This is a genomic window from Burkholderia sp. BKH01 (assembly GCF_025685725.1).
In the GTDB taxonomy this organism is placed as follows: domain Bacteria; phylum Pseudomonadota; class Gammaproteobacteria; order Burkholderiales; family Burkholderiaceae; genus Burkholderia; species Burkholderia pyrrocinia_C.
Window position 1 is genome coordinate 290285 of the sequence record NZ_JAOTQT010000005.1, and the last position, 24643, is coordinate 314927.

General features: G+C 66.6%; 28 protein-coding genes. 10 read left to right on the top strand and 18 right to left on the bottom strand.

Going from position 1 to position 24643, the window contains the following annotated elements:
• Positions 1-5 precede the first annotated feature (5 nt).
• The 9 genes from OEJ37_RS11235 to OEJ37_RS11275 form a co-directional block, all read right to left on the bottom strand.
• Positions 6-605, bottom strand: coding sequence for a dual specificity protein phosphatase family protein (locus OEJ37_RS11235; protein WP_263344319.1), 600 nt, complete (start codon positions 603-605; stop codon positions 6-8).
• Between the two features lie 13 nt (positions 606-618).
• On the bottom strand, positions 619-1113 hold the full coding sequence (locus tag OEJ37_RS11240) for a hypothetical protein (protein ID WP_263344320.1): 495 nt from the start codon (positions 1111-1113) through the stop codon (positions 619-621).
• A complete protein-coding gene (locus OEJ37_RS11245; protein WP_174417620.1) occupies positions 1110-2252 on the bottom strand; it encodes an MGDG synthase family glycosyltransferase in 1143 nt (380 codons plus the stop codon). The genes OEJ37_RS11240 and OEJ37_RS11245 overlap by 4 nt, the downstream gene beginning before the upstream one ends.
• 213 nt (positions 2253-2465) lie before the next feature.
• The gene (locus OEJ37_RS11250) at positions 2466-3554 is read right to left on the bottom strand and encodes a hypothetical protein (protein ID WP_263344321.1); all 1089 of its coding nucleotides are present in this window, start codon (positions 3552-3554) and stop codon (positions 2466-2468) included.
• A 226-nt stretch (positions 3555-3780) separates the two neighbouring features.
• Positions 3781-4284, bottom strand: coding sequence for an activator protein (locus tag OEJ37_RS11255; protein ID WP_152858237.1), 504 nt, complete (start codon positions 4282-4284; stop codon positions 3781-3783).
• Between the two features lie 122 nt (positions 4285-4406).
• Positions 4407-5231, bottom strand: a complete 825-nt coding sequence (locus tag OEJ37_RS11260) for an OmpW/AlkL family protein (RefSeq protein ID WP_065501258.1) — start codon at positions 5229-5231, stop codon at positions 4407-4409.
• Between the two features lie 73 nt (positions 5232-5304).
• On the bottom strand, positions 5305-6558 hold the full coding sequence (locus tag OEJ37_RS11265; protein WP_263344322.1) for a DUF2957 domain-containing protein: 1254 nt from the start codon (positions 6556-6558) through the stop codon (positions 5305-5307).
• Positions 6559-6629: 71 nt separating this feature from the next.
• Complete coding sequence (locus tag OEJ37_RS11270; RefSeq protein ID WP_263344323.1) at positions 6630-8243, bottom strand: DUF2957 domain-containing protein; 1614 nt, start codon at positions 8241-8243, stop codon at positions 6630-6632.
• Between the two features lie 618 nt (positions 8244-8861).
• Entirely contained in the window at positions 8862-9158 is a 297-nt protein-coding gene (locus tag OEJ37_RS11275; protein WP_174417624.1) for a cupin domain-containing protein, read from the bottom strand.
• Between the two features lie 434 nt (positions 9159-9592).
• Between OEJ37_RS11275 and OEJ37_RS11280 the strand changes: the two genes are divergently transcribed.
• From OEJ37_RS11280 to OEJ37_RS11295, 4 genes are all read left to right on the top strand, one after another.
• A complete protein-coding gene (locus OEJ37_RS11280; RefSeq protein ID WP_263344324.1) occupies positions 9593-10537 on the top strand; it encodes an ABC transporter ATP-binding protein in 945 nt (314 codons plus the stop codon).
• 5 nt (positions 10538-10542) lie between these two features.
• Complete coding sequence (locus tag OEJ37_RS11285) at positions 10543-11304, top strand: ABC transporter permease (RefSeq protein ID WP_174417626.1); 762 nt, start codon at positions 10543-10545, stop codon at positions 11302-11304.
• Between the two features lie 162 nt (positions 11305-11466).
• The gene (locus OEJ37_RS11290) at positions 11467-12891 is read left to right on the top strand and encodes an MFS transporter (RefSeq protein WP_174417627.1); all 1425 of its coding nucleotides are present in this window, start codon (positions 11467-11469) and stop codon (positions 12889-12891) included.
• Positions 12892-13093: 202 nt separating this feature from the next.
• Positions 13094-13792, top strand: a complete 699-nt coding sequence (locus OEJ37_RS11295) for an MBL fold metallo-hydrolase (protein WP_174417628.1) — start codon at positions 13094-13096, stop codon at positions 13790-13792.
• A 43-nt stretch (positions 13793-13835) separates the two neighbouring features.
• Here the strand turns inward: OEJ37_RS11295 and OEJ37_RS11300 are convergent, their stop codons facing one another.
• Positions 13836-14066 (bottom strand): hypothetical protein, encoded by a 231-nt coding sequence (locus tag OEJ37_RS11300; protein ID WP_174417629.1) that lies wholly within the window; start codon positions 14064-14066, stop codon positions 13836-13838.
• Between the two features lie 208 nt (positions 14067-14274).
• On the opposite strand from OEJ37_RS11300, the gene OEJ37_RS11305 reads away from it, so the two are divergent.
• The 5 genes from OEJ37_RS11305 (at position 14275) to OEJ37_RS11325 (ending at position 18225) form a co-directional block, all read left to right on the top strand.
• The gene (locus OEJ37_RS11305) at positions 14275-14706 is read left to right on the top strand and encodes a YciI family protein (protein WP_174417630.1); all 432 of its coding nucleotides are present in this window, start codon (positions 14275-14277) and stop codon (positions 14704-14706) included.
• Between the two features lie 151 nt (positions 14707-14857).
• Complete coding sequence (locus tag OEJ37_RS11310) at positions 14858-15736, top strand: alpha/beta hydrolase (RefSeq protein WP_174417659.1); 879 nt, start codon at positions 14858-14860, stop codon at positions 15734-15736.
• Between the two features lie 75 nt (positions 15737-15811).
• Positions 15812-16705, top strand: coding sequence for a LysR family transcriptional regulator (locus OEJ37_RS11315; protein WP_174417632.1), 894 nt, complete (start codon positions 15812-15814; stop codon positions 16703-16705).
• Between the two features lie 132 nt (positions 16706-16837).
• Positions 16838-17164, top strand: a complete 327-nt coding sequence (locus tag OEJ37_RS11320) for a carboxymuconolactone decarboxylase family protein (RefSeq protein WP_152858265.1) — start codon at positions 16838-16840, stop codon at positions 17162-17164.
• A 53-nt stretch (positions 17165-17217) separates the two neighbouring features.
• Positions 17218-18225: an aldo/keto reductase gene (locus tag OEJ37_RS11325; protein WP_263344325.1), complete on the top strand. Its 1008-nt coding sequence runs from the start codon at positions 17218-17220 to the stop codon at positions 18223-18225.
• A gap of 97 nt (positions 18226-18322) precedes the next feature.
• Here the strand turns inward: OEJ37_RS11325 and OEJ37_RS11330 are convergent, their stop codons facing one another.
• Positions 18323-18553, bottom strand: coding sequence for a hypothetical protein (locus OEJ37_RS11330; RefSeq protein WP_174417660.1), 231 nt, complete (start codon positions 18551-18553; stop codon positions 18323-18325).
• A 207-nt stretch (positions 18554-18760) separates the two neighbouring features.
• Positions 18761-19660: a hypothetical protein gene (locus OEJ37_RS11335; protein ID WP_263344327.1), complete on the bottom strand. Its 900-nt coding sequence runs from the start codon at positions 19658-19660 to the stop codon at positions 18761-18763.
• Between the two features lie 78 nt (positions 19661-19738).
• Between OEJ37_RS11335 and OEJ37_RS11340 the strand changes: the two genes are divergently transcribed.
• Positions 19739-20077 carry a helix-turn-helix domain-containing protein gene (locus OEJ37_RS11340; RefSeq protein ID WP_034180783.1) on the top strand — a complete coding sequence of 113 codons (339 nt, stop codon included), beginning with the start codon at positions 19739-19741 and terminating at the stop codon, positions 20075-20077.
• A 316-nt stretch (positions 20078-20393) separates the two neighbouring features.
• Here the strand turns inward: OEJ37_RS11340 and OEJ37_RS11345 are convergent, their stop codons facing one another.
• The 6 genes from OEJ37_RS11345 to pqqA all read right to left on the bottom strand — a co-directional run bounded on the left by OEJ37_RS11345 (position 20394) and on the right by pqqA (position 24570).
• Complete coding sequence (locus OEJ37_RS11345; protein ID WP_263344328.1) at positions 20394-21185, bottom strand: energy transducer TonB; 792 nt, start codon at positions 21183-21185, stop codon at positions 20394-20396.
• Between the two features lie 183 nt (positions 21186-21368).
• The gene (gene pqqE, locus OEJ37_RS11350) at positions 21369-22508 is read right to left on the bottom strand and encodes a pyrroloquinoline quinone biosynthesis protein PqqE (RefSeq protein WP_174417636.1); all 1140 of its coding nucleotides are present in this window, start codon (positions 22506-22508) and stop codon (positions 21369-21371) included.
• A 1-nt stretch (position 22509) separates the two neighbouring features.
• On the bottom strand, positions 22510-22791 hold the full coding sequence (gene pqqD / locus OEJ37_RS11355) for a pyrroloquinoline quinone biosynthesis peptide chaperone PqqD (RefSeq protein WP_175918525.1): 282 nt from the start codon (positions 22789-22791) through the stop codon (positions 22510-22512).
• Positions 22788-23507 (bottom strand): pyrroloquinoline-quinone synthase PqqC, encoded by a 720-nt coding sequence (gene pqqC, locus OEJ37_RS11360; RefSeq protein ID WP_175918526.1) that lies wholly within the window; start codon positions 23505-23507, stop codon positions 22788-22790. The genes pqqD and pqqC overlap by 4 nt, the downstream gene beginning before the upstream one ends.
• A 2-nt stretch (positions 23508-23509) precedes the next feature.
• Positions 23510-24433, bottom strand: coding sequence for a pyrroloquinoline quinone biosynthesis protein PqqB (pqqB, locus tag OEJ37_RS11365; protein WP_263344329.1), 924 nt, complete (start codon positions 24431-24433; stop codon positions 23510-23512).
• Positions 24434-24495: 62 nt separating this feature from the next.
• Positions 24496-24570 (bottom strand): pyrroloquinoline quinone precursor peptide PqqA, encoded by a 75-nt coding sequence (gene pqqA / locus OEJ37_RS11370; RefSeq protein WP_006485436.1) that lies wholly within the window; start codon positions 24568-24570, stop codon positions 24496-24498.
• Positions 24571-24643: the final 73 nt, after the last annotated feature.

Here is a 24643-nt window from a genome sequence, read left to right on the forward strand (position 1 = left end):
CCGGCTCAGCCGTTGTCGACCTCTCGCCGCAAACGCTCGACGTCGACGTGCTTCAGGTAATTCGTGATGTTCTGCCAGACCGGATGGAACCCGTAGCCGCCGTGCTGCAACTCGTCGAGCGCCTGCTCGCGCGTCCAGCCCTGGTACACCATCCGGTACAGCGCGGACACGAGCCCCGTGCGATCGGCGCCGTGCTGGCAGTGGATCAACACAGGACCATCCTGGTCGGCGGTCCGCAGCGCCTTCAGCGCGGCGACCATGTCTTCGTCGCGGATATACCACGTGTTGATCCGGATGCGCTGCATCGTGATCTGCGTGCCGGCCAGGATGCTGTCGTCCGCGTGAAACGCACGGAAGCTGATGACCTTGCGGATGCCGAGCTTCTGCAATTCCGGCACGTCTTCCCGCGAGAGCTGCGCGCTGCGGTACAGCGTCGGCGTGATGCGATGCAGGTTGTTCACGCGCGCATCGGCAATGTTTTGCGCCCATTGGATCGGTCGGGCCGCGATCGGTCGGGCCGCAACGCCGGAAGCCGGGTCCGCGTATGCCGGCTGCACGAGCCCGGCAAGCGTGACGGCGATCGCGGCAATGAAGGCGATTTTCATGTTGGTTCGGTGTTCAGTGGAATGCGCGCTTGTGCTCGCGCGACAGGATGAACAGGACGATCGCGGCGGCGCTCATGGTCCAGTAGTCGGTGGGCGCCACGCCCAGCCAGTGGATATGCCACGGCACGTTGGCCGGGTTGAAGCGGGCAAGACCATAGGCGGGATTCAGCACGAACCACAGAAAATCCTCGGTCAGCCAGAACACCATGATGCACGCGATGATGCGGGCTTCGATGCGCCACGACCAGCGCCCGTTGAACACGGGCGGCAGGTGGAAGAACAGCGCGACGAACGGAAACACCCACGCGTGGTATCCGGTCATCGGGCGCCCGCCCCAGAAGATGTCGAGCAGCCAGTGCTTGTCGATGCGCCAGGTCGGCAGGTTGGCGGCCCAGCCCGCGCTGCCCTCGATCTGGATCTCGACGTTCGCGAAAAAGAACGCGAGCAACACGACCCACGCGACGACGAACAGCGTATGGCGCGTCGGCACAAATCGCGCGACGCTCATGCGGCAGGCTCCAGGCCGAGCACGCGATCGAGCACGAAGCGTCCGGCCAGCGGCCGCCCGAGCGGGGCCAGGCGGCGGCGCATGTCGGCCAGGCGCTCCGGCGTCTGCAGCAGCGCGCGGATCCGGTAGACGAGCGCATCGTCGTCGATAGCCTTCAGCGCGACGCCCTGTTCGAGCAGGAAATCCGCATTGCGCTCTTCCTGGCCCGGAATCGGCGAGTTGACGATCATCGGCAGCTTCATCGCGAGACATTCGGACGTCGTCAGGCCGCCCGGCTTCGTGATGACGAGGTCGGCACAGGCCATCAGGCGCTCGACCTGCTGCGTGAAGCCCTGCGGAAAGAGCCGGCCCGGATGCTTCGCGGCAAGCGTCTGCAGCGACGCCAGCATCGCCTGGTTCTTGCCGGCCAGCGCGATCAACTGGAAATCGGCGTCCATTTCCAGCAGCCGCGTCGCCAGCACGTCGAGCCCGCCGAGGCCCGCGCCGCCGGACATCATCAGGAACGTCGGTCGCGCGGGATCGAGGCCGAATTCGGCCGCGCAGGCCGCGCGCTCGAGCGGCAGACCGAACGCCGGCATGATCGGAATGCCGCTGACATGCACCGTTTCAGGCGCCATGCCGCGGGCGTGCATGCGCCATGCGATCTCGTCGTTGGCCGCGAAGTAGCCGCGCATGTTCGGCACGACCCACATGCTGTGCAGGTCGAAATCGGTGACCTGCACCCACACCGGTGTGTCGACGCGGCCCTTGCGGATCTCGCGCGACAGCAGTTCGGCGGGCAGGAAGTGCGTGCAGATGATCGCGTCCGGGCGCTGCCGTTCGATCTCCGCGAGCAACTGCCGGCAGTTGAGCCGCTCGATCGCGCGCCGGATTTTCTGCGATGGCGCGGCGGGATCGACCTCGTCGGTCTTCTGGTACAGGTAGCCCCACAGCGCCGGCTGGCTGCTGACGAGCTTGATGTAGAGATCGGTGTACAGCTTGCGGAAACCGGTGGACACGAAATCCATCACGTCCAGGTGGGTGGCTTCGATGCCGGCGGGATGACTGCCGGCGAATGCGCGGATCGCTTCGGCCGCGCGGGTATGCCCGGCGCCGGCGCTGACGCTCAGGAGAAGGATTTTCTTGTTTTGCTTTGACATCTGACTGACCGTATCGATGAAGGTGATCCGGACGCGGGTTCGGCAGCGGCGCTCTCACGCGACTGCGTCTCGCGTCCGGCTTTCGACAAGCTTGGCGGATCTTCGGCGGCGCCAGCGGTCGGGTACTCCGAATCGATCGAACGCCGGCATCGTCTGCGGAATCATACTGCGTCCGGTCGATGCGGCTCGGATCTGCGGCTGCCGCGCTGTCGGTCAGGTTGGCATGGCCCGCGTGCGCATCCGCTTTGCGCGGACGATCGGGTTCCATCGTGACGTCAGGCTCATCGCGTCGCGCAGGCGCTCGAACGCGACATCCTCCTTCGGTCCGAAGCGGCTGACCATCGGCCGCGCGAGCACGTCATCGAGCCACGTCTGCCAGATGTCGCCATGAAAACGACGGCCGATTTCCCGCACCGCGTCCGGCGCTTCGATCACGATACCCGCCAGCAAGTAGTACGCCCAGAAGCTGCCCGCGCCGACGAGTCGGTCGAGCCGGCACACGGACAGCGCAGCAAGCAGCCCGTCCACCGACGCGAGATCGGCCCGATGCGTGCGGATCGCCCGCGCAACGAGGTTGTGCTGACCGCCGTACGCGACAACGGAAATCCCGTTGCCGGCGGCGAGCTCGGCCGAGAACATCGCCAGCGCGGCCATCTCGTCGATGCGTGATGCGTCGTCGCGCGGGCCGCACACGCGCAGCACGATCGCGTCGATGATCGCGCCGGGACGGGCCGATGCGTCCGCACTCGTCGCCGCGACGACGGCCAGCCTTTCTCTCAGGTTCTTCGCAAAGGGCGTCTCGCCCTGCCCGTCTCTTTCATCTGCGGTGCGTTCGCCAGCGTCTTCGCCGTTGCATTCGACACCGCCGGCAATCCGCGCGAGCGCGGCCCAGCCGACATCGGGATCGTCGAACGCGCACGCATCGATCACGCCGTGCGCGGCTTCGAACACGGCGCGCGAACCGGGGCAGCAGCGTTCGGCTTCGGCGAGCTGCTGCGCGGAAGGCACGTGCGAGCACGCGCCGAGCGGGTCGGTCGCGTCGCAAGCGCAGCCGCCGCCATCCGTTGCGATCCACGGCGCAAGCCGGTGAAGAATCTCCGTTGCGTCGCGAGAAAGGCTCCCGCCTGCCCTCATGCGTATCGCCTGTGACGCAACGACGGTCGTGTCGCCGGCGTCGCCCGCCGCCGCCACGCAAGCGGCAGCGCCGAGATGTTCGATCAGGTACTGCAGCCACGCGGCCGTGCGCAGCCGGTCGGGCGTCGCGCCGCGGGCATCGCCATACTTCGCTGGGTCGGTGAGCATGGGTCGTCCGGGAATGTTCTGGCCAATTGGAATAATGTTGTTTCGGTCATAGCGGTGAACCGTGCCGACCTTGTAGGTCCGCCCGCATCGGATCGCGACACGGGCGGCCAATCGGCCGTCGCGCCGATACGCGCGACGGCACGAATGCATCGAAGCCGCGGACACCCGCCGCGCATGCCGCACGGCCCTCACGCACGGCGGGCGCCACGTTTCGATCGAGCGGCGCTTACTGCACGTGGAACTTCGGCGACGTCGTGACCGTGCCGGACACCGTGCAATTCGGCGTCAATGCGGCGTTATTGAACGTCAGCGACGAGTTCGGATCGTTCCATGCCGTTACCACCTTGCTCGGGCCGCACGCGCCGAGCAGCGCGACGTTCACCTGCACGTTGTTGATCGACAACTGCGTCGTGCTGTCGGCCTGGCCCGTCCACGGCGACGTGCTGCTCGCGCTGCCGCTGATCAGCCCGCACGTGGCGCCGCCGGTGAACTGCGTCGACGTGATGTGGACGATGCCGGTCGACGTGATCGTGCCGTTGAACGTCGCGTTGCAGGATGCGGCAATCGATCCCTTGCTGAGGTTCGTGAGCCCCGATACGGAGAACGGTTCGCCGTTCGGGTTCATCGGCTGCCCGTCGGCGCGCGAAACGGTGACTGCGAAAGCAGGCGCGGCCGAAACCGCGGTGAAAGCCACTGCAGCAACAAGCGATACGATTTTGCGAATGCTCATTTGAACTGCCCCCTCTCTTCACAAATGGCGGCATGCCGCCAGGAACGCAACCGTCCGGCCGAAACAACCCGGCCAGCCGGCCGCAGGAAGCCGTCCGGCGCGCGTCATGCGCGCCGGACGGCTCAGAACTTGTAGGAAATCCCGACGAACGTGATCAGCGGATCGGCCTTCAGCCGCGTGCGCGTGGTCGCGAGCGTCGAACCGTCCGCCGCCTTGATCACGAGCGACGAGTAGGTTTTCAGCGGCATGTACGTCAGCGTCGCGGTGAGCCCCCAGTGCTTGTCGATCGCATAGCTCGCGCCGACGTTGTAGACCGGCGTGAACGACGACGACGCCTTGCCCTCCACCGACGTCGGCCCCGGCTTGCCGGCACCGGCCGCGAGCACGCTGCCGAGGTTCTCGTTGATGTCCTTCGCGAAGTTGCCGTTCAGCTCGATATTGCTGAACCAGCTGTAGGCCACGCCGATCCCGACGAACGGGCGAAACTTCGCCGTCGGTGCATTGAAGTAGTACTGAAGGATGATCGTCGGGCTCCACTGCCGCGCGTTCTTCACGGCCGGCTGGTTCGACGTCTTGTCCATGTCGACCGAGCCGAGCGAGCCGGCCGGGCCCGGCGGCCGGATCACGCCGTGCCCGGTCAGCGTGAATTCGGGTGGCACGCCGAGCACCGACGTCACCGCGATGTGGTCGGTGAAGAAGTGCGTGAGCGTGAGGCCGACCGTATCGGCGTTGTTGACCGTCAGGCTCGTCCCCGGTGACGTGAACGACCCGGGCAGGCGCAGCGGCCCGTTGATCGGCATGTTCGCGAGATTCGTCGTCAGCCCGTTGGTCGAATCCTGCGGCATGATGTGCAGCCAGCCCAGCGTCGCGACGTTGTCGCCCGCCTGCTGGGCCGATGCGAGCGTCGACATGCCTGCGACGACACCCGCGACAATCAGCTTCTTCATGAAGTCTCCTCATCATTCTGTCGGGGCGCCGCGCATTCGCGCGCGACGCCGCCGTGTCTCCATCCGGGTGTGGTCACTGCACGAACGCGCCGACCGTGAAGTACGGATTGCTCGTATCGTTCATGTCGAGGAACCCGAACACGCCGCCGGTGAACACGAACTTGCCGGTCGCCGGGCCCGACGCCGCATCCGCATGCACGGTCGTGACGACACCCGGCACCTTCTGCGTGAAGTCGAGGTTCAGTGCGCGCGTAAGCGCGGCCTGCGACGCGTTGAACGGATCGAGCAGCGTCGCCTGCGCACCGATGAGCGCGGTCGCACGGTAGTTGAACGCGCTGTCGACACCCGTGTACTCGCCGTTCTGCGAGCCCGGCGCGATCGCCGTCTGCGGGCCCAGGAACGAGATGCCCGATTCGTCGTCCGCGCTCGGCGGGCCCTGCGTAAGGTCCGCGTTCGCGGCGCCGGTGCGGATGAAGATCGGCACGAGCTGGTTGCGCAGCTTGCCGACGATCAGGATCCCCTTGCCGGCCTTCGCCGGATCGACCGCCGCGAGCGTCGGCGGAATCTGCGGCTGGTAGTTGAGCGACTGGAACGCCGGCGCATCCGGGCGCAGCGTGAACGGCTGGTTCACGGTCGCGCTCGACGCAAGCGGCTGCCCGCCGTTCTTCTTGCCGAAGTTGTCGGTCTCGACGTAGCTGCCGTCCGCGTTGATCGTCACCTTCTGATCGAGCGCCACCGGCTGGAAGTTCTGCGACGGCACCTGGTGATAGCCGAGCTGGTTGTAGGTCCCGGCGATCTTCGTGAGATCGGTTTCCAGCGACGAGAAGCTGATGAACGGGTAGTACGGGAACGTCGTCTTCGGAATCCTGCCGACGCCGATCACGCCGTCGAACTGGATCGTCGCGCCCGGAATCGCGCCGCCCAGCACGCCTTCGCCGAGGAACAGCCGCGCAGGCCGGCTGGGATCGAGGCTCGCGTTCTGCATCCGGAACGTGCACTGGTTCAGCTTCACGGTCGGCAGGCCCGTTTCGTCGGCCAGCGTGCCGTCCACCACGTTCGCGGGCGCCGTGTCGCGCGTCGGCTGCACGGTGCCCGCGGTGGTCGGCGCCGGCGACGCGAGGTAGGTCATCCGGTACGTCATCTTCGTGGTGTCGAGCTGCACTTTCACGAGCTCGCCCGACCCGGAGCCGCCGATGAACACCGTGTTGTAGTCGATCGTCTGCGGGCACAGCCGGACCACCGGAGCGGGCGGCGGGTCGCCGTCTCCGCCGCACGCGGCCAGCACGGGCGCGAGCGAGGCCGCGGCCATCCATTGCTTCAAATTCATAGGAATCCTCTTGAAATTCGCTCCGCCGGCGGCGACGCGTGCGCCGCCGGTGTTAGGTGTTCAGTGCGCGGTTACTGGACGAACGCGCCGACCGTGAAGAACGGGTTGACCTTGCTGTTGTTGACGACCATCGCGTAGACGTTACCGGCCGTCACGAGCCAGCCCGTATCGCCCTTGCTGAAGATCGCCACGTTGCCGTTCGCACCCTTCGCATTGAAGTCCTGCGTGGCCGTGACCTTGATCTTGCCGGGCGTGGCCTGCGTGTAGTCGAGCGCGAACAGCGAGCTCACCGACGACGTCTGCGGATCGATGAAGGCCGCGGTATTGCCCTGGAACAGCGTGGACGTGTAGTTCGCGGCGATCGTCGACACGGCGGTGCCGTCGTTGCAGGTGCCCGCTTCCGGCAGGAAGGCGTTGCCGTTGAAGGTTCCGGGCAAGTCCGGATGCGGGATATTGACGTTGAAACTCGGACCGCCTGTCGCGAAAGCACCCGTCGGTCCGTTGGACGTCACGATGCCGCATGCCGACGCGCTGGTTGCACCGATGTACCCGCCTTTCAGCGAATTCGCCGCGATCGTCTTGGTCGACGAGAGCATCGAGATGCCGACTTCGGCATCGGCGACCGATGCAAGGACGTTGCTGGTATCGATATGCGTGTAGCCAACACGAATCACGACCGGCACCAGCACGCCATTCAGCTTGCCGACGATCATGATGCCCTTCGCCTGGCTGGGGGCCAGAATCACGATGGCCGCCCCCTGCCCCGCGAACGGATAGACGACCGTGCCGACCTGGTTCGCCATCGCATTGCTCACGAAGACGTTATCGGCCGATCCGTCCGTGTTCTGGCGCAACGTCCATGGCGATCCAGTGGTCTGGCACGAGTAGTCGCTGCCCGGCGTGATCGTGCACGATCCATCCGCGTTGAACGTCTGGTTCCAGTTGATCACGTCAGGCTGCCAGCCGACGGGCGCCAGAACGTTCTGATAGTTGGTGCCGACCGGCGACAGGTGAATGCCAACCTCGTTGTAGTTGCCCGCGACCTTCGTGAAGTCGGTTTCCGTTTCGACAAAGCCGATGAACGGATAGAAATCGAACGTGCGCGACGGCACCACGCCGAGGACAAGACCCGGAATCGGCTCGAGGCCCTGGAACGCGATCGTCGCGCCCGGAATCCCGCCGCCGACCACGCCATTGCCGACGAACAGCATCGGCGGATCGGCACGATTGATCGTCACCGAATACGCGCCGTCGCTCGTCGCGCCGCTATCGAGCACGAACGCGCAGCGGTTCTGCTCGGCAGTCGGGAGATTGCTCGGATGATGGAACGCGCCGCTGATCGTCAAGCCCGCGCGCGTGTTGTTGACTTGCCCTGCCGACGTCGGCACCGACGATTCGATGAACTGCATCTGGTAGGTGAGCTTCGTCGTGTCGAATTTCACCTTCACGTATTCGCCGCTGCCGGAACCGCCCGTGTAGGTCGTCGTGTAATCGAGCGAATCCGGGCACAGCTTCGTCACGACGGGCGGCTGCGTGATCGGACCGCTCGGCCCACATGCGCTGCCCGAGCACTGCGGCACGTTGATCGGCCCCGGATCGTCACCGCCGCCGCAACCGGCGACGAACGGCAGCACCAGCACCGCGCACGACAGGATCGCCTTCCGCCATTCAGGAATGCAAATCATCAACCCCTCCTTTTCAGGTACGACAAGTCTCGTCCGGACGGGCTGCATGGCCTGCCGGTTGGTATCGCGCCGCCGCAAGAACGCGCGGCGCATGATGTGGTGTTCGCAAGTCAACCGCTCTGCCGCTCATGCAAATGCGACGAAAGCCGCGGCGGCAGACAAGCGCTCTCCCGCGGCGCCGTCATGCGGCACGGCGCCGTCGGAACGATCGAAACGGAAAGTGGTTCGCCGCTACACGGCGATGCGACAACGCAGGCAGGCGACCTGCGTCGCGCCTGCATTCAGCGAAAAACTGGGAAACGGCAGTCCGGCTGGCCCCGCGGATACGCGTCGCATGAATTGGTCTCCGTACGTACGCTTGATTCGTTATCGTGATGCGTCGTTTGTCGAGACTATGATCGGACGATACGCACAAGTAAATGGATGCAGAGTTCCAAACGGCCGGAACCACGCGATCCTCGTGTTTTCACGGTGTTTGACAGTTTTTCAAACAGCCTTCATTTTATTTGCTCAGACAAATAGATGACCCGGTCGACGGCCCTGCGCGGCAGGCCGCGCCCCGCGCCGGGCGGGCGACGCGGCCCGCAGGCGGCGTCGCGAACACGGCCGCGCAACCTTTTACACGTCGATGATCGCGAGCGTGCCATGGCTGCCGGGCAGCACCGCGTGGCGCGTGCCGGCAAGCGCGAGATACATCTGCCCCGCCTCGACCACGATCGTTTCCGCGCCGACTTCGAGCATCAGCTGGCCGTCGAGCACCAGCAGCCCCTCGTTGTAGTCGTGCACTTCCGCTTCGTACGGCTGCGCGTCCATGCGCAACACCTTGATCCTGGCCGGCCCGACCTCGCCGACGATCGTGGATTTCCACGCGACGGCCTGCGCGGCCGCAACGGATCTGAAATCGATCAAAGACATTCGCCCCGCTCCGTGAACCGTGAAAGGAACGCATTATCGCGAGCGCCAGGCATGCCGTCCCGGTACGGCGCAAAGGCGTTCGGGCGGCACAGTCGGCGGGCCGGCCGCCGCGCGGCCGCGAGAAAACGCGATCGCCATCCGGTTCGCCGAAAATATCCAAAATTGTTCGAGCAACTCAAACAAAGCGCCGCTTTATTGAGCAACACTCGAGCATTTCGAGCAAATCCGGCACCGACCACGCGCGGCCTTTCCACCGGAATGCATTTCCATCTGCCGGTTGCTAATATGGCGGTCCCGCGATCCCGCACCACAACGCCGTTCGACATGACGCCCGTTCGCCATGCCGTCCCCGATCCCGGCCGCTTCGCAGCGGCGGCGATACCGGGCACGCGCGGCACACACCGTCGCGCCGGCCGGCCGTGCCATCCGTGAGCATGCAACCGATCCTTTCCGTCTCAGACCTCTCCAAGACTTACGCGTCCGGCTTCCAGGCGCTGAAGCACGTGACCCTCGACATCCGTCCCGGCGAGATCTTCGCGCTGCTGGGCCCGAACGGCGCCGGCAAGACGACGCTGATCGGCTCGATCTGCGGCATCGTCACGCCGACCGAAGGCCGCGTGACGGTCGGCAGCCACGACATCCGCGATCAATACCGCGCGGCCCGCGAAATGATCGGCCTCGTGCCGCAGGAGCTGACCACCGACGCGTTCGAAACCGTGTGGGCGACCGTGTCGTTCAGCCGCGGCCTGTTCGGCAAGGCGCCCGATCCCGCGCACATCGAGAAGACGCTGAAAGCGCTGTCGCTGTGGGACAAGCGCGACAACAAGCTGATGACGCTGTCGGGCGGGATGAAGCGCCGCGTGATGATCGCGAAGGCGCTGTCGCACGAGCCGCGCATCCTGTTCCTCGACGAGCCGACGGCCGGCGTCGACGTCGAGCTGCGCCGCGACATGTGGAAGCTCGTCGATTCGCTGCGCGAAAGCGGCGTGACGATCCTGCTGACCACGCACTACATCGAGGAAGCCGAGGAAATGGCCGACCGGATCGGCATCATCCTCGGCGGCGAGCTCGTGCTCGTCGAGGAAAAGCACGAGCTGATGCGCAAGCTCGGCAAGAAGCAGCTCACCGTGCAGCTCGAGCATCCGCTCGCGGACATGCCGCCCGCGCTCGCGCCGTTCGGGCTCGAACGCGCGGACGACGGCGCCGCGCTCGTCTACACGTACGACTCGCAGCGCGACGACGCGAGCATCGCGACGCTGATCAACGCGCTCGGCTCGGCCGGCATCGGCTTTCGCGACCTGCACACGACGCAGAGCTCGCTCGAGGATATTTTCGTCAGCCTGATCGACAACCGCCGCAACGGCGCACAAGGAGCCTGACGCGCATGAACCTTCATGGAATCCGCGCGATCTACCGCGCAGAAATGGCCCGCACGCGCCGCACGCTGATGCAGAGCATCATCGCGCCGGTGATCTCGACGTCGCTGTATTTCGTCGTGTTCGGCTCCGCGATCGGCTCGCGCATCAGCGACGTGAACGGCATCGGCTACGGGTCGTTCATCGTGCCGGGCCTCGTGATGCTGTCGCTGCTGTCGCAAAGCATCTCGAACGCATCGTTCGGCATCTACTTCCCGCGCTTCACGGGCACGATCTACGAGATCCTGTCCGCGCCCGTGTCGTACTGGGAGATCGTGATCGCCTACGTGGGCGCGGCCGCGTCGAAGTCGATGCTGCTCGGCGTCATCATCCTCGCGACGGCCGGCCTGTTCGTGCCGCTGCACATCCTGCATCCGTTCTGGATGGTGCTGTTCCTCGTGCTGACGGCGGTCACGTTCAGCCTGTTCGGCTTCGTGATCGGCATCTGGGCCGACAGCTTCGAGAAGCTGCAGCTCGTGCCGCTCCTGATCATCACGCCGCTCACGTTCCTCGGCGGCAGCTTCTACTCGGTCGACATGCTGCCGCCCGCGTGGCGCATCATCACGCTGTTCAACCCGATCGTGTACCTGGTCAGCGGCTTCCGCTGGTCGTTCTACGGGCTCGCCGACGTGCACGTGTGGATCAGCCTCGCCGCCACCGGGCTGTTCCTCGTGATCCTGCTCGCGATCGTCGCGTGGATGTTCCGCACCGGATACAAGCTGAAGAACTGACGCAAACCGACGCACCCGGCGCCGCCCGCCGATGACGCATTTGAGCAAGCAGGCGGCGCTTTTCCTCTGATGCGGCACTTTGTGGTCGCGTCTACTGAATACCGAAGCATCGGGGCCTTGGAGCATGCGCTGCGAGGCCCCTTTTCATTTCAGAGGACGCCAATGCCCGCCGCCACCGCTCCCGCCTCCGCCGCCGCCCGGCTCGAACGCCTGCCGTTCTCCGGCTATCACAAGCGGATCTTCTTCATCATCGCGATCGCGTTCTTCTTCGACTCGGTCGACCTCGGCACGATGACGTTCGTGCTCGGCTCGATCCGCAAGGAGTTCGGTTTGTCGACCGCGGCCGCCGGCCTCGTTGCGAGCGCAAGCTTCTTCGGCATGGTGCTCGGCGCGGCCGTCGCCGGCCTGCTCGCCGACCGCTTCGGCCGCCGGCCGGTGTTCCAGTGGAGCATGGTGCTGTGGGGCGCCGCGTCGTACCTGTGCTCGACCGCGCAGAGCGTCGACGCGCTGATCGTCTACCGCGTGCTGCTCGGGATCGGGATGGGCATGGAATTCCCGGTCGCGCAGACGCTGCTGTCCGAATTCGTGCCGACCGAAAAACGCGGCCGCCTGATCGCGTTGATGGACGGCTTCTGGCCGCTCGGCTTCATCACGGCCGGCATCGTCGCGTACTTCGTGCTGCCGCAATTCGGCTGGCGCACGGTGTTCGCGCTGCTCGCGATTCCCGCGGTGTTCGTGCTCGTCGTGCGCCGCATCGTGCCCGAATCGCCGCGCTGGCTCGAGCATGCGGGCCGGCACGCGGAAGCCGACTCGGTGATGAACACGATCGAGGCGAAGGTGATGCGCTCGGCCGGCGTCACGACGTTGCCGCCGCCGTCGCGGCTCGCCGAACCGGTGGCCGCGCGCGGCCGCGGCGCGCTGCGCGAGATCTGGAGCGGCGTGTACCGCCGCCGCACGGTGATGGTGTGGCTGCTGTGGTTCTTCGCGCTGCTCGGCTTCTACGGCCTCACATCGTGGCTCGGCGCGCTGCTGCAGCAGGCCGGCTTCGAGGTCACGAAATCGGTGTTCTATACGGTGCTGATCTCGCTCGGCGGCGTGCCGGGCTTCCTGTGCGCCGCGTGGCTCGTCGAACGCTGGGGGCGCAAGCCGACCTGCATCGCATCGCTGATCGGCGGCGGCGCGATGGCGTATGCGTACGGCCAGAGCGCGCTGTACGGCGGCAGCATGGCGCTGCTGATCGGCACGGGCCTCGCGATGCAGTTCTTCCTGTTCGGGATGTGGGCCGCGCTGTACACGTACACGCCCGAGCTGTACGGCACCGGCGCGCGCGCGACCGGCTCGGGCTTCGCGTCGGCGATCGGGCGCGTCGGTTCGCTGATCGGGCCTTATGTAGTGGGCGTCGTGCTGCCCGTGTTCGGCCAGGGCGGCGTGTTCACGCTCGGCGCGCTGTCGTTCATCGCGGCCGCGATCGCCGTGTGGACGCTCGGGATCGAGACGAAGGGCCTCGCGCTGGAGCAACTGGCGGCGGGCGACGGAGCCGACGGCAGCGGCCGGTATCCGGCGGCGGCAGCGGACAAGGTGTCCTGATCCACGAATCGAATCGCGGTTTTCTTTCAGGCCGGGATGGCGTTCAACGTCGTTCCCGGCCGTTGCGCGAATCGACTGGCTTCATGTACGGATCGACGCTGCTAGACTGCATCGAGGCACCGGCTCGTGCGGCCGTTGGTGCGTCGCGGCGATCGCGCGACGGTGCTGTCCCGCCCCCACCGCCCGCGCGAGGATTGCATCGATGGACAACGCTCGTATCGAAGAAATCCGCAGCGGCCTGTTTCGCGCGACGACCTACGTCGACACGCTGAACCTCTGTTTCAGTCAGTTTTTCGTGCGATCGCCGAACGGCGAAGTCGTCTGCATCGAAACGGGCACCCGTTCCAACTTCCCGCAACTGAGCGCGAGCCTCGCGACGGTCGGCATCACGCCGTCGATGGTGAGCAGCGTGATCGTCCCGCATTTCGAGGCCGACGAAATGGGCGCACTGCCCGACTTCCTCGCGGCCAATCCGGCGCTGATCGCGTATGGCCATCCGATGTGCACGTGGGGATTGGCGGACGTGTTCGGCGTGCGGGCGACACCGCTGAAGGACGGCACGCCGACGACGATCTCAGGCGTCGACATCGTGCCGATCTTCACGAAGCACGTGCATCAATGGGATGCGCTGGTCGTGTACCTGCCGGCCTGCAAGGCGCTGCTGTCGTCGGACATCCTGATGCGCTTCGGCGACGAGGCAACGGACGACCCGCTGCCGGCGATCGTCGATTCGATCGCGCGCTCGGACTACCTGCCGTCGCTCGCGCACCTGGCGAGCGCGCTGCGCCGCATCCAGGCGCTCGATCTCGACATCATCCTGCCGATGCACGGGCCGGCCATCACGCACGACATCCCGCGCGTGCTGGCCGGTGCGATCGCGCATTGCGAGGCCGCCGCGTAACACACGCGGGCGGAGACGCAAGCGGTGGTATGACGAATGCCGGTCAGGCGCCGGTGACGACGAACTCTTCGGCCGCCTTGCGCTGGATCGCGGCCATCACCGCCAGCTCGCGCTTGCTGCGCGCGTCGGAGGACACGACACCCGTCGCGTGCTTCGCCTTCGCGCCCAGCGGGAAAAACACGAACGACGCGCCGTCCGGGGCGGACGGCTCTGCGCGCAAGCGTTTGTTCAGGATCTTCAGGTATTTCTTCTTCGAGACTTCTTTAGCAGCCATGGCACCCTCCGCGTAAACGTGGTGAGGTTCAGCATACCAGTTTTGGCGAGGGGGTCGGCCAGCTCGCCCGCCGCTCAAGCAACGGCGCCTTTTTTTCGTGCCGATGTCGATTTCGCCGCGCGTCGCCCGTCGTACCATCGCAAGCACTGGTCGGTATTCCCGCACGGCCGACACCCACTCCACCTTTCCCGATCCAGGAGATACGACAATGCGCGTCATGGTCATCGTCAAGGCAACCGCCGATTCCGAAGCCGGCAAGATGCCGGACACCGAACTGCTGGCCGCGATGGGCCAGTACAACGAGGAACTCGTGAAGGCCGGCGTGATGCTCGCCGGCGAAGGGCTGCACCCGAGTTCGCGCGGCAAACGCGTGCACTTCGCCGGCAAGGACCGGACGGTGATCGACGGCCCGTTCGCAGAAACCAAGGAACTCATCGCCGGGTTCTGGCTGTGGCAGGTGAACTCGATGGAAGAAGCCGTCGAATGGGTGAAGCGCTGCCCGAACCCGATGCCGGGCGAATCGGATATCGAGATCCGCCAGGTGTTTTCGCCTGAGGATTTCGGCGCGGAATTCACGCCCGAGCTGCAGGAGCAGGAAGCGCGCATGCGCGCGGAAATCGACGCCCGGCAGAAATCCTGAGCGGCAGGCGGGAGCGGAGCCAGCGCGGCACCCGCCTGACAAACCCGTAGGATTCGCCGAAATATGGTTGAAAGGTGCGGTTGCTAGAGTCGTCCGAACAGGGTTTTCCCGGTGCCCCGGCGCCGGACAGGGTCGACACATGCAAGGATCGATGCACCTGGCACGCGCCTTCTGGCTGCTTCTGCTGCTCGCCGTCACGAGCCCTGCCTTCGCGTTTCATGCGCGGGTCGTCGCGATCCCGAGCGCCGCGATGAGCGAGACGCTCAGGGCCACCGTCGTGCTGCCCGACGACTACGCGCGCGCCAACCGCAACGGCGAACGCTATCCGGTCGTCTACCTGCTGCACGGCTCGGGCGGCGACCATACCGACTGGACGTCGAACACGCACATCGCCGCGCTGGCCGACCGCTATCGCGTGATCCTCGTGATGCCCGACGGCGGACACGAAAGCTGGTACATCGACAGCCCGTTCGATTCGGGCAGCCGCTACGAAACCTTCATCGGCGACGAAGTCGTGTCCTACGTCGATTCGCACTTCCGCACGATCGCAACCCAGCGCGCCCGCGCGATCACCGGGCTCAGCATGGGCGGCTTCGGCGCACTGCGCATCGCGCTCGACCGGCCCGACACGTTCGGCGCGGTCGGCAGCATCAGCGGCGCGGTCGATCCGCGCTGCTGCGAGGACGAGCCGGGCATCGACCACGTATTCGGCGATCCCGGCCGCCATCCGTCGTTCTGGAACCGCAATGCGATCGTCGAAAGCGCACGCGCGTTCGTGCGCGCCCATCTCGACGTGACAATCGATTGCGGCCGCGACGACGCGTTCGTCGGCTCGAACCGCACGCTGCACGAACGGCTCGTCGCGCTCGGCGTGCCGCACGACTATGCGGAGCGGCCCGGCGGCCATACTTGGGATTACTGGGCGAATGCGATCCGCTACCAGATGCGGTTCTTCGCGGCGTCGTTCCAGCACCGCGGCTACGCGTTCCATCCGGCAACCCCTGCGCCGGGCATGACGCGCGCGGGCTGACGCGCGCGCCGCGTCGCCGCGCGGCCCGGTGAACCGGTGGTACGATGCGCCGGCACCGACTACCCGACGCCCTCCATGCCGCGCGACAACTTTGCGGACCTGCTCGCCTTCATCGCCGTCGCGCGCGAGCGCAACTTCACGCGTGCGGCCGCCCAGCTCGGCGTGTCGCAATCCGCGCTCAGCCATACGATCCGCTCGCTCGAAACGCGCCTCGGCGTGCGGCTGCTCACGCGCACGACGCGCAGCGTCGCACCGACCGAAGCCGGCGAGCGGCTGCTGCGCAACCTCGCCCCGCGCTTCGACGAAATCGAGGCCGAGCTGTCGGCGCTCGCGGAACTGCGCGACAAGCCGGCCGGCACCGTGCGCATCAACGCGACCGACTACATGATCCGCACGCTGCTGTGGCCGAAGCTCGCGCCGGTGCTGCGCGACTACCGCGAACTGAAGGTCGAGTTCGTGACCGACTACGGGCTGTCCGACATCGTCGCGGAGCGCTTCGACATCGGCGTCCGGCTCGGCGACCAGGTCGCGAAGGACATGATCGCCGTGCGCATCTCGCCCGACCTGAAAATGGCGATCGTCGGCGCGCCCGCGTATTTCGCGGAACGCGAACGCCCCGCGTCGCCGCAGGATCTCGTCGCGCACGACTGCATCAACCTGCGCCTGCCGACACATGGCGCGCTGTACGCGTGGGAGCTTGCGCGCGGCGATGACACGCTGCAGGTGCGCGTCGACGGACAGGTTACGTTCAACGGCACGTATGAAATGCTCGACGCGGCGCTCGCCGGCTACGGGCTCGCATATGTGCCCGCCGACCTCGCGGCGCCGCATGTCGCCGCCGGCCGCCTCGACAGCGTGCTCGACGACTGGTGCCCGACGTTCCCCGGTCATCATCTGTATTACGCGAGCCGGCGGCAATCGTCGCGCGCGCTCGCGGTGATCGTCGATGCGCTGCGCTACCGTGCATGAGCTGCGCAGGCGTCTGCCACGAGCCGCGATTCATGAATCCGCTCGATAAGTGCATGCAGATTGTTGGGGATTATCGATAGGCGCATCCGCCGCTACCATCGTCGGTGTCCCAACCGTCTCCCGGAGCCCTCGATGTCCGAACCGACTTCCGCCGCGCACAAAGCGTTCGGCGCCATCGCGCCCGCCCTCGCCGACTACACCGACAACGTGCTGTTCGGCGACGTCTGGCAGCGCGCCGGCCTGTCGCCGCGCGATCGCAGCCTCGTGACGGTCGCGAGCCTCGTGTCGCTGTATCGCGTAAACGAGCTGCCGTTCCATCTGAAGAAGGCGCTCGACAACGGCCTCACGCGCGACGAGCTGATCGAAGCAATCACGCATCTCGCGTTCTACTCGGGCTGGCCGACCGCGAGCTCGGCGCTGCCGATCGCGCAGCGCGTGTTCGACGAAGCCGGCGCATAAGCGCGGCGCCCCTTCCTTCAACCGGCGGGCCCGCGCCCGCATGGAGCCTCCCCATGGATTACCGCTATCTCGGGCGCAGTGCGCTCAAGGTGTCGCCGCTGTGTCTCGGCGCAATGATGTTCGGCGGCGAGACCGACGAAGCGACGTCGGCACGCATCATCGACAAGGCGTTCGACCAGGGCGTCAATTTCATCGATACGGCCGACGTCTATCACGCGGGCCGCTCGGAAGAAATCGTCGGCCGCGCGATCGCGCCGCGTCGCGACAACTGGGTCGTCGCGACGAAGTTCGGCTATCCGGCCGGCCCCGACGCGGGGCCGAACCGGCAGGGCCAGTCGCGCAAATGGATCGTCGAATCGGTCGACGCGAGCCTGAAGCGGCTCGGCACCGATTACATCGATATCCTCTATTTCCATCGTGCGCTGACCGACGCGCCGCTCGACGAAGGCATGCGCGCGCTGGCCGACCTGATCCGGCAAGGCAAGGTGCGCTACTTCGGGCTGTCGAACTTCAAGGGCTGGCGCATCGCCGAGATCGTGCGCCTCGCGGACCAGCTCGGCATCGATCGTCCGGTCGCGAGCGAACCGCTGTACAACCTCGTCGATCGCACGGCCGAAGTCGAACAGCTTCCGGCCGCCGCGCATTACGGGATCGGCGTCGTGCCGTACAGCCCGCTCGCGCGCGGCGTGCTGACCGGCAAATACACGGTTGATGCGCAGCCGCCCGCCGATTCGCGTGCAGGTCGCGGCGACCGGCGTATCCAGCAGACGGAATGGCGGCCCGAGTCGTTGCACATCGCGCAGCAGGTGGCCGCGCATGCGGCCGCGCGCGGCACGACGTCGGTCGCGTTCGCGCTCGCGTGGGTCATGAAGAACCGCATCGTCAGCTCGACGATCGCGGGGCCGCGCACCGAAGCGCACTGGGACAGCTACATCGATGCGCTGACGCTCGAGCTCGGCCCCGACGACGAAAGGTTCGTCGATTCGCTCGTGCCGCCCGGCCACGCGTCGACGCACGGCTACACCGATCCCGGTTATCCGGTCGAAGGCCGCAAGGTCTGAAGTCGGGAAGGAATGAACGACTGACATGCCGGGCGGCACGCCCGGCAAGATGACGAAAGCGCGTCGCTCGACGCGCAGAAAAATGGCAGCGGCGGAATCAGTTGCCGCGCGCCGCGTCGGCACTCACCACGCGATCGAAGACTTCCTGCGCACGCGCCAGCTCGTCGAGCGCGCGATCGAGGCGCGACATCGCGCGTGCGTATTCGGCCGACGAGGCGTCGTCGTCGCTTTCGCCGCGCACGGCGCGAAAGGCCTGATCGACGTTGCGCGTCGCTTCGACGAAGCGTTGCGCAGCCCGGGCTTCCCGCGAACAGATATGGGTCGACATCGACACTTCTCCCTCAGGATTGCAGTGTGAAGCAAGCCGACGCTCAGTGTGCGTGGTACGCATGTCGGCGGCGTGAACCACGATCCATCGATTGTCGACGCATCGGCCGCCGCGCAGCGCGCTTCATGCCGATTGTCCCCCTGCGCTCGCCGATCCGCTATGGCGAGATTGCAACAAATTTTCGTGCGACCTTCTCCGCGCTTGCCGTCACGCGCGCCCGATGCGCGGATGCGCGAGGCCACCGAACGTAGCAGCGTCGCCCGGCGACAGGTCGAACAGATCGCCCGTGAGATCGCGCGGATGCTCGACCGCCGGCCGGCTGCGCAATCGCGCCGCATGCGCGGGTGCGACATACGCGGCCGCGGTTTCGATCGGCGGTACGTCGAACAGGTCGCGCGTGACGCCGCGCACGGCATCCGTCGGCGAACGGCCGCGCAAGCGCGCAACCAACTCGACGAAACGATCGAAATCGCCTGCGCGCGTCGCCTTGTTCACTTCCGCGAGATCGCGCGCCCTCAGCACGCACGGCTGCGCGAGCCGCACGAAATACGGCGCTTCGAGCTCGACCGACAGCGCGAGCGGATAGCTCTTGCCCGTCTGCTCCTTCGCGCGCCCGACGCAATCGACCACGGCCGCGCCCTGTGCCGCGCCCAGCGGCTTGCCCGTGCTCACGCTGCGCAGGTGATCGGGAAACACGCGCAATTGCGTGCCGACCGTGAGCGCGGTGGACGACGCGCACACGAGCGCGTAGTGCTGTTCGCGACGACGGCCCGACGGCAGCGTCGAGCGGCTCGCGATGAACGTGTGCGGCGGAAGCGGGCGCACCTGCCCGCTCGCGTCGATCCATGCGTTCCACAGCAGCGCGTCCTTGCGCGCGCCCGCGCGCGGGCGCGACGCGACCGGCGAAAACAGCGCGAGCAGCGAGCCCGTGCGATGCGCGGCGACTTGCGCGCTGCTGCCGAGCGGCTGGTTGATGCCCCACAGAAAACGCCCGCCCCCGAGCCGGCGCTCCCATTCCTTGCGGAGCACGACGGTCGGCAGTTCCTCGCCGGACTCGGTGCCGATCTTGGTCCAGCAGAACGTGGGGGGGAGGTGTTTCAGCGTCATCAACTTTCTCGGGATACAGCCTCGCTGGTGACAGGAAGCCCATTCAACAGCCGTAACTGTATAGGTATAATGCATCGCATGGAAGCCCCGGACCAAGATTTTCCCGTTCAAGACCTGTTGCGCCGCCTGATGGCAGATACACGCTCGTCCAGCGAAATCGCGCGACTTTCCGGGGTCAGCCAGCCAACCGTATCGCGCCTGCGGCTGTCTAACGGGCATCGGCTGCGCCGTAGCGCGCCATTCAATAAGCTATGCAGTTTCTATGGCGTCGATACCGGGCCGTCGCGCCGCCGCTATAACGACCTGCTGCGCGACGCGATCGTCGACGCATGGGACGGCTCCGACGAGCACGGGCGCGCGCTGCTGGTCGTGATTCAGGGGTTGAAGGATCTGCAGGCGAAGGCCGACGACGGGTGATGTCGCGGTTCGATTTCGTTCGATTTCATTCGCCTGGCCGGGCGGCTTGAAGCCGACGGGGAGCGAAGCTGACCCGGCATGACGGCGCGCGGGTGGCAACGATCGAGCCGGTCGCCGCCGGTGTTGCATCTGGATGCGGGTAACGCGCGCTCGTTGCAGGCGGGCGCGCGGCGGCAAGCGGCAGCGCGCGTTCACTTTGGTGTCGAGTTGCGCTGGTCGCGGGAAGGTATTTGCTACGCTACTGCCGCGCGGACTTCGGTGTCGGGTTGCGCCCAGATGTGACCGATTCCATCGTCCTTCATGATGAGGTGTCCTGTCATTCGTCGAGATTGAACGTGATCGGCGCGCGCGCCCGCGTCGGGATCGGCGCGCCGTTCTCCACATGCGGCGCGCAGCGGCTCGCCAGCACCGCTTCGCGCGCCGCCGCGTCGAGACGCGGATAACCGCTGCCGGTCACGACACGCGCGGCGACGACCTGGCCCGCCGCATCAGTCTCCAGTTCGACGAGCACGGTGCCGTGCTCGCCCATGCGCAGCGACTGTGGCGGGTAGTCTGGTTTGGTCAGCGCGCATTCGGGATGCGCGATGAAGCGGGGCGTCGTGGGCGTCGTGGGCGCTGGGGACGCTTGCGTCTGCGTCTGCGTCTGCGTCTGCGTCTGCGTCTGCGTCTGCGTCTGCGTCTGCGCGGCATTGGACGGCACAACGTTTTGCGGCGCACCGTGTCGCTCAACCGCGGCGGCGTCAGGAACAGGCCGCAATGGCGCAGGCGTGTCATGCACCTGCGGCCGGGTTCGAACAGGTTCGATCGGCTTTGCTGTCGACGATTCTCGGCTCGCCGACGATCGGAGCACGGACGTCGCCCGAGGCATCGCGTGCGGCACTGCCATCGACTTCGTCGCGGTAGTCGTCATCGTCGAAGCCTCCGGTGCCGGCGCAATCAGCGTCGCCACCATCACCTGCCGTTGCACGGGCACGCTATGCACGACTTGTTCACGCGCGAGCAGCACGAATCCACCCACATGCAGCACGCACACGACAGCGACGACCGACGCGACGCGCATTCCGCGATGAAGGGCGCGATTGCGGACGGCTCCGATCGCCCCGCCCATCTCTCGCGCGCCGAACGCAGCGGTACTCATCACGCGCCCCGTCCCGCGTTCACCCACCCTCGCTCACGCACGCCACCTCTCCACCATGAAGAGGACTGCATATCGATCGCCACGGTGTTCATCGCATCGCATCGCATCGCATCGCATCGCATCGCTCGCTCCCGTCGTCGTCGCCGCCTGCCGTCAGCGGTCGCACGCCGCCCCGCATTGCGCGAGCGAATTCTCCCTGCTGCGAAACACCAGCGGCTGCTCGTCGCGCGGCGCCGGTCGCCGTGCGAATTGCACCGCCTGCTCGACCTGGCCGTGATGCGCGGACTTCGCGCACACCGGATCGGCTTCCTTCGGATCGCCGGCCAGCAGGTACGCCTGGCACCGGCAGCCGCCATGATCCGTATGCCGCTCGTCGCACGTGCGACATGGCTCGCGCATCCACGCGTCGCCGCGAAACGCGTTGAACGCGTCGCTGTCGTACCAGATTTCCTTCAGCGACCGGTCGCGCACGTTCGGCAGCGCAAGCCCCGGCAGCGAACGTGCGGCATGGCACGGCAGCGCGGTGCCGTCCGGCGCGACGCCGAGAAACACCGAGCCCCAGCCGCTCATGCACGCCTTCGGGCGCTCCTCGAAATAGTCGGGCACGACGAACAGGATCCGGCAGCGCTCGCCGACCAGCTTGCGATAGCGGTTCACCGTTTCCTCGGCCTCGCGCACCTGTTCGACGGTCGGCATGAGTTGGTCGCGGTTCAGCATCGCCCAGCCGTAGTACTGCGTGTTCGCCAGCTCCAGGTAATCGGCGCCGAGATCGAGCGCCATCTCGATGATCTGTCCCACGTGCGGCAGGTTGTAGCGATGCAGCACGCAGTTGAGCACCATCGGGTAGCCGTGCGCCTTGATCAGCCGCGCGACGCGGTGCTTCAGCTCGAACGTGCGCGTGCTGGTCAGGAAATCGTTCAGCTCGCGCGTCGAATCCTGCAGCGACAACTGGATGTGGTCGAGCCCGGCCGCCTTGAGCCGCTCGATGCGCGCGACGTTCAGCCCGATGCCCGACGTGATCAGGTTCGTGTAGAAGCCGAGCCCGCGCGCATGCTCGACGAGCGTCTCGAGGTCGTCGCGCAGCAGCGGCTCGCCGCCCGAGAAGCCGATCTGCGCGGCGCCGAGCGCGCGCGCATCGCTTATCACCGCGCGCCACGCATCTGTGTCGAGCTCCGCGCCGTGCGTCGCGAAGTCGACCGGGTTGTAGCAGAACGCGCAGTGCAGCGGGCAGCGGTACGTGAGCTCCGCGAGCAGCCACAGCGGCGTGGACGGACGGGAAGTATCGGGTGCCATGTCAGTCGAGCCAGCCGCGCAGCCGCGCATGATCGAGGAAACGGTATACGTCGGAGGCAAGATCCGACGTGCTGAACAGGCACTCGAGTTCGCCGATGATGTCGTCGAGCTCGCGCGTGCCGTCGCAGCGCACGAGTATCTCGGCCGCGCTCGGGTTGAGCTTGACCATTCCTTCCGGATAGAGGAGCACGTAGGCATCCTGTGCCGCCTCCCATTGCAGGCGGTACATGCCCCTCAGGCAGGGGCGCAGCGGCACGCCGCTGGCGGCATCGATCGCGTTCATACGGGGTAGGCCTTTTCGACGGCGTCGAGCATCGACCAGAGAATGTCGAGCTTGAATTGCAGGATGCCGAGCGCGCGCTGCTGCGCATCCGGCGTCGTGAAATGCTGCAGCGTGACCGCAAGCCCGTGCTCGACGTCGCGCTGCGCGAGCGGCACGCGGCTGCGGAAGTAATGCAGCCCGTCCGGCTCGATCCACGGGTAGTGCGACGGCCAGCCCGCGAGCCGGTCGAGATGGATCTGCGGCGCGAACATCTCCGTCAGCGACGAGCACACGGCTTCCTGCCACGGTGCGCGCCGCGCGAAATTCACATATGCGTCGACCGCGAAGCGCACGCCGGGCAGCACGTGTTCGAGCGACCACAGCTCGGCACGATCGAGACCGCACGCCTCGCCGAGTCGAACCCACGCCTCGATGCCGCCTTCGTTGTCGCCCTGCCCGTCGTGGTCGACCAGCCGCTGGATCCACCGGCGCCGCGTGTCGCGATCGGGGCAGTTCGACAGGATCGCCGCATCCTTGAGCGGGATGTTGATCTGGTAGTAGAAACGGTTCGCGACCCAGCCGCGGATCTGCGCGGGCGAACAGGCGCCGCTGTTGAGCCGCCGGTTGAACGGGTGATGGATGTGATAGCGCGATTCGAGCGCGCGCAGGCGGGCCTCGAATTCGGTCGCGGTCCAGGGCGTCGCGTGCAACGCCGTAGCGGGGATCGGTGCGTTCATGGTCAGACCTGGAATTGCATGCCGTCGTGCGCGACGTCGATGCCATGCGCGCGCAGATGCGCGTGCTCGACGGAATGCGGGTCGAGAATCGGGTTCGTGTTGTTGATGTGCGTGAGCACCTTGCGCGTGCGCGCGGGCAGCATGTCGAGCCAGTCGATCATGCCGTGCTGCCCGTGTTCCGCGCACTGCGCGAGATGCCCCATGTCGGCCGCGTGCTTGCTCGACAGGCCGAGGTCGATCATCTCGGTGCCGGTCCAGAACGTGCCGTCCACCAGCACGAGATCGGCGCCGTGCATGGCCGCGCGCACGTCGTCGGAAACGGCCGCGAGCCCCGGCGCATAAAACGCGCGCCGGCCGCTCGCGACATCTTCGATCGACAGCGCGATGTTGTCGCCGGGCGCGGCCGACGCGCGCCGCGGCGAATACGGCGGCGCCTTGCTGTCGACGGGAATCGCGGTGAAGCGGATCCCGCGCGCCGCCGGCACCGTGAACGGCTCGCCGAGCGCGATCGTGTGCGCATCGACGCCGCAGTAGTGGCCGAGCAGCGGCACGAGCGGCAACCCGGTCGACAGGTCGTCGAGCACCGGCGCGCTCGCGTAGAGCGGCAGCGGCGTCGCACGCTCGCGCAGCATCAGCAGGCCGGTCACGTGATCGATCTGCGCGTCGCACAGCACGACGGCGGCGATGCCGCTGTCGCGGATCGCGCGCGCCGGCTGCAGGTCCGGATTCGCACGCAACTGGGAAAGAATGTCGGGCGACGCGTTGACGAGGATCCAGTCGATGCCGTCCGCGCTGACCGCGAGCGACGACTGCGTGCGCGGCAGCACATGACCGCTTCCGCTGCGCGCGCGGCGACAGTTTGCGCAATTGCAGTTCCACTGCGGCAGGCCGCCGCCGGCTCCCGAGCCGAGTATCTTGATCTTCATGGGCGTCAGCTCCCGAGGCCGTCCGCGCCGCGCATCGCGGCACGGACGGCGCATCGCGACGATCAGCGGTTGGCGATGTACATCGTGATTTCGAAGCCGAAGCGCAGGTCGGTGTAAGACGGGGTCGTCCACTGCATGATGTGTCTCCTGGTTGGGTTGGTGAGTCGCGTCGGTAAGTCCGACAACCGCGGCAATCTGGCGGTCGGTTCC

Coding starts and splice junctions, on each gene's coding strand:
- OEJ37_RS11235 (WP_263344319.1), bottom strand. CDS start 605: ATGAAAATCGCCTTCATTGCCGCGATCGCCGTCACGCTTGCCGGGCTC.
- OEJ37_RS11240 (WP_263344320.1), bottom strand. CDS start 1,113: ATGAGCGTCGCGCGATTTGTGCCGACGCGCCATACGCTGTTCGTCGTC.
- OEJ37_RS11245 (WP_174417620.1), bottom strand. CDS start 2,252: ATGTCAAAGCAAAACAAGAAAATCCTTCTCCTGAGCGTCAGCGCCGGC.
- OEJ37_RS11250 (WP_263344321.1), bottom strand. CDS start 3,554: ATGCTCACCGACCCAGCGAAGTATGGCGATGCCCGCGGCGCGACGCCC.
- OEJ37_RS11255 (WP_152858237.1), bottom strand. CDS start 4,284: ATGAGCATTCGCAAAATCGTATCGCTTGTTGCTGCAGTGGCTTTCACC.
- OEJ37_RS11260 (WP_065501258.1), bottom strand. CDS start 5,231: ATGAAGAAGCTGATTGTCGCGGGTGTCGTCGCAGGCATGTCGACGCTC.
- OEJ37_RS11265 (WP_263344322.1), bottom strand. CDS start 6,558: ATGAATTTGAAGCAATGGATGGCCGCGGCCTCGCTCGCGCCCGTGCTG.
- OEJ37_RS11270 (WP_263344323.1), bottom strand. CDS start 8,243: ATGATTTGCATTCCTGAATGGCGGAAGGCGATCCTGTCGTGCGCGGTG.
- OEJ37_RS11275 (WP_174417624.1), bottom strand. CDS start 9,158: ATGTCTTTGATCGATTTCAGATCCGTTGCGGCCGCGCAGGCCGTCGCG.
- OEJ37_RS11280 (WP_263344324.1), top strand. CDS start 9,593: ATGCAACCGATCCTTTCCGTCTCAGACCTCTCCAAGACTTACGCGTCC.
- OEJ37_RS11285 (WP_174417626.1), top strand. CDS start 10,543: ATGAACCTTCATGGAATCCGCGCGATCTACCGCGCAGAAATGGCCCGC.
- OEJ37_RS11290 (WP_174417627.1), top strand. CDS start 11,467: ATGCCCGCCGCCACCGCTCCCGCCTCCGCCGCCGCCCGGCTCGAACGC.
- OEJ37_RS11295 (WP_174417628.1), top strand. CDS start 13,094: ATGGACAACGCTCGTATCGAAGAAATCCGCAGCGGCCTGTTTCGCGCG.
- OEJ37_RS11300 (WP_174417629.1), bottom strand. CDS start 14,066: ATGGCTGCTAAAGAAGTCTCGAAGAAGAAATACCTGAAGATCCTGAAC.
- OEJ37_RS11305 (WP_174417630.1), top strand. CDS start 14,275: ATGCGCGTCATGGTCATCGTCAAGGCAACCGCCGATTCCGAAGCCGGC.
- OEJ37_RS11310 (WP_174417659.1), top strand. CDS start 14,858: ATGCACCTGGCACGCGCCTTCTGGCTGCTTCTGCTGCTCGCCGTCACG.
- OEJ37_RS11315 (WP_174417632.1), top strand. CDS start 15,812: ATGCCGCGCGACAACTTTGCGGACCTGCTCGCCTTCATCGCCGTCGCG.
- OEJ37_RS11320 (WP_152858265.1), top strand. CDS start 16,838: ATGTCCGAACCGACTTCCGCCGCGCACAAAGCGTTCGGCGCCATCGCG.
- OEJ37_RS11325 (WP_263344325.1), top strand. CDS start 17,218: ATGGATTACCGCTATCTCGGGCGCAGTGCGCTCAAGGTGTCGCCGCTG.
- OEJ37_RS11330 (WP_174417660.1), bottom strand. CDS start 18,553: ATGTCGACCCATATCTGTTCGCGGGAAGCCCGGGCTGCGCAACGCTTC.
- OEJ37_RS11335 (WP_263344327.1), bottom strand. CDS start 19,660: ATGACGCTGAAACACCTCCCCCCCACGTTCTGCTGGACCAAGATCGGC.
- OEJ37_RS11340 (WP_034180783.1), top strand. CDS start 19,739: ATGGAAGCCCCGGACCAAGATTTTCCCGTTCAAGACCTGTTGCGCCGC.
- OEJ37_RS11345 (WP_263344328.1), bottom strand. CDS start 21,185: ATGGGCGGGGCGATCGGAGCCGTCCGCAATCGCGCCCTTCATCGCGGA.
- pqqE (WP_174417636.1), bottom strand. CDS start 22,508: ATGGCACCCGATACTTCCCGTCCGTCCACGCCGCTGTGGCTGCTCGCG.
- pqqD (WP_175918525.1), bottom strand. CDS start 22,791: ATGAACGCGATCGATGCCGCCAGCGGCGTGCCGCTGCGCCCCTGCCTG.
- pqqC (WP_175918526.1), bottom strand. CDS start 23,507: ATGAACGCACCGATCCCCGCTACGGCGTTGCACGCGACGCCCTGGACC.
- pqqB (WP_263344329.1), bottom strand. CDS start 24,433: ATGAAGATCAAGATACTCGGCTCGGGAGCCGGCGGCGGCCTGCCGCAG.